Origin of the sequence: Moorena sp. SIO3H5 (assembly GCF_010692395.1) — a bacterium.
Taxonomy (GTDB): domain Bacteria; phylum Cyanobacteriota; class Cyanobacteriia; order Cyanobacteriales; family Coleofasciculaceae; genus Moorena.
Genome location: NZ_JAAHHS010000412.1, coordinates 2,317 through 6,548 on the forward strand (window position 1 = coordinate 2,317; position 4,232 = coordinate 6,548).

The 4,232-nt window shown below is 43.7% G+C and carries 7 protein-coding genes; 4 read left to right on the plus strand and 3 right to left on the minus strand.

Annotation, left to right across the window (positions count from 1 at the left end; translation table 11 throughout):
* Window positions 1-895 precede the first annotated feature (895 nt).
* Window positions 896-1,153: a hypothetical protein gene (locus tag F6K52_RS29795; RefSeq protein ID WP_293087312.1), complete on the plus strand. Its 258-nt coding sequence runs from the start codon at window positions 896-898 to the stop codon at window positions 1,151-1,153.
* 137 nt (window positions 1,154-1,290) lie between these two features.
* Here the strand turns inward: F6K52_RS29795 and F6K52_RS29800 are convergent, their stop codons facing one another.
* Window positions 1,291-1,473 (minus strand): hypothetical protein, encoded by a 183-nt coding sequence (locus tag F6K52_RS29800; protein ID WP_293087315.1) that lies wholly within the window; start codon window positions 1,471-1,473, stop codon window positions 1,291-1,293.
* 14 nt (window positions 1,474-1,487) lie between these two features.
* Here F6K52_RS29800 and F6K52_RS29805 point away from each other — a divergent pair, with 14 nt between their 5' ends.
* Together F6K52_RS29805 and F6K52_RS29810 are read left to right on the plus strand one after the other, a co-directional pair.
* Window positions 1,488-1,832: a hypothetical protein gene (locus tag F6K52_RS29805; protein WP_293087318.1), complete on the plus strand. Its 345-nt coding sequence runs from the start codon at window positions 1,488-1,490 to the stop codon at window positions 1,830-1,832.
* Between the two features lie 30 nt (window positions 1,833-1,862).
* Window positions 1,863-2,279 (plus strand): helix-turn-helix domain-containing protein, encoded by a 417-nt coding sequence (locus F6K52_RS29810; RefSeq protein WP_293087321.1) that lies wholly within the window; start codon window positions 1,863-1,865, stop codon window positions 2,277-2,279.
* A 356-nt stretch (window positions 2,280-2,635) separates the two neighbouring features.
* Here the strand turns inward: F6K52_RS29810 and F6K52_RS29815 are convergent, their stop codons facing one another.
* Window positions 2,636-3,538 (minus strand): sulfotransferase, encoded by a 903-nt coding sequence (locus tag F6K52_RS29815; RefSeq protein ID WP_293087324.1) that lies wholly within the window; start codon window positions 3,536-3,538, stop codon window positions 2,636-2,638.
* Between the two features lie 108 nt (window positions 3,539-3,646).
* Here F6K52_RS29815 and F6K52_RS29820 point away from each other — a divergent pair, with 108 nt between their 5' ends.
* Window positions 3,647-3,820 carry a hypothetical protein gene (locus F6K52_RS29820; protein WP_293087328.1) on the plus strand — a complete coding sequence of 58 codons (174 nt, stop codon included), beginning with the start codon at window positions 3,647-3,649 and terminating at the stop codon, window positions 3,818-3,820.
* Window positions 3,821-3,926: 106 nt separating this feature from the next.
* Here the strand turns inward: F6K52_RS29820 and F6K52_RS29825 are convergent.
* On the minus strand, window positions 3,927-4,232 hold a 306-nt coding region (locus F6K52_RS29825), incomplete at its 5' end, for a glycogen/starch/alpha-glucan phosphorylase (protein WP_293087332.1).

The following is a 4,232-nucleotide window of genomic DNA, read 5'->3' on the forward strand; positions in this document are numbered from 1 at the left end:
CAGCTATCAACCTCAAAGTCCCCCTTGATAAGGGGGATAATGGGGGATCCATTTGTACCTTATGGGAAATAAAATTGCTATAAATGCGATGCTCTGAAATAGCCGCTACTGGATTGTCCTTAGGTCACGCTACGCTCCAGAAGCATTCGCAAAGCGTGGCCTAAGGCCTCAGCTTCCGCGCTTATGCGAACGCTCTTTGCTATAGCATTTATAGGATTTATCAGGTACAGCTATCAACCTCAAAGTCCCCCTTGATAAGGGGGATAATGGGGGATCCATTTGTACCTTATGGGAAATAAAATTGCTATAAATGCGATGCTCTGAAATAGCCGCTACTGGATTGTCCTTAGGTCACGCTACGCTCCGGAAGCATTCGCAAAGCGTGGCCTAAGGCCTCAGCTTCCGCGCTTATGCGAACGCTCTTTGCTATAGCATTTATAGGATTTATCAGGTACACTTTTAAACCTCAAAGTCCCCCTTATTAAGGGGGATAATGGGGGATCCATTTGTACCTTATGGGAAATAAAATTGCTATAAATGCGATGCTCTGAAATAGCCGCTACTGGATTGTCCTTAGGTCACGCTACGCTCCGGAAGCATTCGCAAAGCGTGGCCAAAGGCCTCAGCTTCCGCGCTTATGCGAACGCTCTTTGCTATAGGGTTTATAGGATTTATCAAGTACACTTTTCAACCTCAAAGTCCCCCTTATTAAGGGGGATAATGGGGGATCCATTTGTACCTTATGGGAAATAAAATTGCTATTAAAAAAAATCAAAAATAAAGCAAATTTTTTTTTCTATACCCCCTGCCGCAAAAAAAAATCAAAAAATACTTGACAAAATAAATAATTATTTATTACCATAAAAATGTCACTAATACAACAGCAAAAAACATTATGGACATCGAAAACTTTCTTCCAAATTTTGAGTATAATCCCAACAATCCTAATCTCCCTGAATTATTTAGCCAACCTCAGCCAGGACGGGAGCAAATCAAACATGTATTGATCGGTTCTCCCAAAACTGTGCGGGTCACAATCTATAATCTTTATAGCCGTGGCTACGCCCAAGTTCATGAGTGGAGCACTCCTCAACCTGTCGGAAATTCTGGTGAGGTGATCAGTATATTGATTCGACATCTGTTGGCAGATTAAGATAGCAACTTGCCAGGGATTGGCATCCCTGGCCACTGGTCAAAATTCAGGAGAAAGTACGACGTCTAAAACCTAAGTTGGTATGTTGTTGATTGGGATAATTTCCCGATAAATTGGTGAACACATAGTCAAGAACCCTAGGGATCTTGACTATTACAAAAAATAATTCGGTCAAGGATTGGAATTAACCAGAACTTGACCGAATTTTTTTTGTTGAGGGAACAGGGAACAGGGAACAGGGAACAGGGAGTAGGGAGTAGGGAGTAGGGAAGAAAAGTTAGATGTACCTTATTACTAGAAAACTCAACAGCACTAATCAAGACTCAAGACTAACTTGCGACAATGCAATAGTTTTTTTTTAACCCCACTCCCCACACCTCCCACCTTTACCACCTTTACTACCTTTGCCACCCTCTTAACCCCTGGCGCTAATGCAATAGTTTTTTTTAACCCCACTCCCCACACCTCCCACACTTCCCACCCCTTGCATCTTTTAGACCTCTTGCAAAAGTATTTTTCTGATCATGTTCTTGATGCAGTCGCTCATGGGGGAAACCCCCAAGACCGCGCTGCATCGCTTTACGTCAATTCTTGTCCACTGTTCCCTGTTCCCTGTTCCCTGTTCCCTGTTCCCTGTTCCCGACAACTGCCACAAAGTCTAATAATTGTGTTAATATAACAATATCGTTAAAGCAATGGTTTTACCGCCATGATGATTTCTACCGCACAAGCCGCTGAATTACTTGGTATCTCTGCCACTCGCGTCCGTTTCCTGTTGAGCAAGGGCAGAGTCAAAGGAGCTTATAAGGTCGGTAGAACTTGGGTAATTCCCTTATTTGATGGCATGCCAGTGGTCACTCCTGGTACTCGCGGACCAAAGCGTAATTGGTCAAAGCGCACAAATTACACTAAAGCTGTCATCCACGTTAATCAAAAAGTGATTCGCCAAAATCACAACACCGGGGAACGCAACCCCGTGATTACCGTAAAACGCGGGTCTAAAAACATTTACGGTCATACGATCGAAGTCAATGGCCCCTGTCGGGTCATGTATCGCCCAGATGAACCCCTACACTGTGGAGCACGGGTATGGATTGAGACGATTTCTGACTTTAAGGTGAGCTGAGGTCTAACAGATCAAGTCACTGTAGTTTATGGTATACTAGAAAGCTATGGGCGATTAGCAAAGTGGTAGCGCGCTTCCTTCACAGGTCAGAAGCCGCTGGTTCGAACCCAGCATCGCCCACTCGTAAGCATATGCGCTACGCGCACGCTACTTGATGTGCCGTCAGCCGTCAGCCGTCAGCCGTCAGCTTTTAGCTCACGCTACTTGAGGTGCTGTCAGTTTTGTGGCATAGGTTTTACCGCTCTGACATAACTCAGATTAAACGAATTCTGACTTGTTTTATTCAAAAGCTGATAGCTGATAGCTGATAGCTGTTCGCGTAGCGTGCGCGTAGCGCTTAAGCTGACTACTGACACTCAAACAGTCAACCAAACCGAAAGGTCTCGTTGAATCAAATCTTGGAGTTTGAGGATATCATCACGATAAAATTCCAGCAACTGTTGCCGTTCCTCTTTAGAAAGACCAGCTTTTTTCTTATCAGTTGAGTTCATGTTGATTAGCGCTGAACGAACAGTTTGCCTCACCTCCACTGGTAGAATGTACTTTAGTCCAGAAGCCACCATAGTTCTGAAGGGATTTTGTTTCCGCAACAGATCATTAACCAATTTTACTTTAGGAACTTGAGCCACTTGAGCTTTTTTGGATACATCCGGGATAAACGTTTCATCTACTCCAATGAATCGATACATATCCTGGATCAAAGCGACGGGATTTTTACATAAATCATCGTACAGATAAACTTTTATTTTCTCTGGATTAAAGGTTTCAAAAAAATGCGTCAATTGAGGAGTATACAGTCCTTTTTTTAGGGTAAACGACCCCTTAGAGCGAAACTTAAGCTGTTCCGATAACGGTTGAACCTTACCTGCTACATCCGTCGCTTCCCGAACGTGCATTAAATAATCCGAATAAGCTCGGTCTACGGGATTTCGGAGAATAGCAATCAGTTTAACATCGGGCAAATAACGGGATATTAGCTCAGACGATGATTGATAATGAAATAAATAGTTAGGGGATGCTTCCCCAATCGCTATTTCATCCTTAACGTCTTGGAAAAGTTGACAATATTTTTCAAAGGTATCAATTCTATTTTTGTTAGGAGTTATTAGCTCTGGCGGTAAGGTTTCCCAATCTTTCTCCAAAAAATTGGTTTCCTTAACCGGACTCATATAAACTTGAGGGTGTTGCGTTAAGTAGTTATAAATCGATGTTGTTCCTGCCTTCTGCACACCTATAATTAAAAAATTGGGTAATTTCATTTTATTTCTGGGGGGAATCGGGAATCGGGAATCGGGAATCGGGAATCGGGAATCGGGAATCGGGAATCGGGGGGAGATGGGGAGCTAGCCGTAACCCACCTTCTTCAAATGCTGATGTGGCAAACTGCTATAAGTTTCTACTCAGATAATACCCACCTTGAAAGTGGATATCACCAAATATTATCAAGAAACTACTATCAACAAAGTACTGTAACCCTGGGAGCAGGAAGTAGGGAATCGGGAATCGGGAATCGGGAATCGGGAATCGGGAACAGGGAGTAGGGGTAAGAAAATCTAATGTACCTCGTACCCTATAAAAATGTTTCCCATCTCCTTATCTCGCTATCTCCCCATCTCCCTATCTCCCCATCTCCCCACACCTCCCTAATTAAGGTAGTTCACTGAGTCGCTTCAACCCAGCAGAGTCTTGGTCGTACTCGTCTAGGTCAACGGAAATCGGCTCAACATTCCAAATTTCGTGACTATACTCCCGAATCGTGCGGTCTGAAGAGAATTTGCCCATATTCGCTGCATTGATAATGGAAATGCGAGTCCAGTGATCCTGATCCCGATAGGCTTGGCTTACTTTCTTCTGGGTATTGACATAGGACTGGTAGTCTGCCAACAGCAGGTACTCATCGCCGTACAGTAGGGAATCCACCAGTGGCTTAAACAGAAATTCTGAACTCTGTGT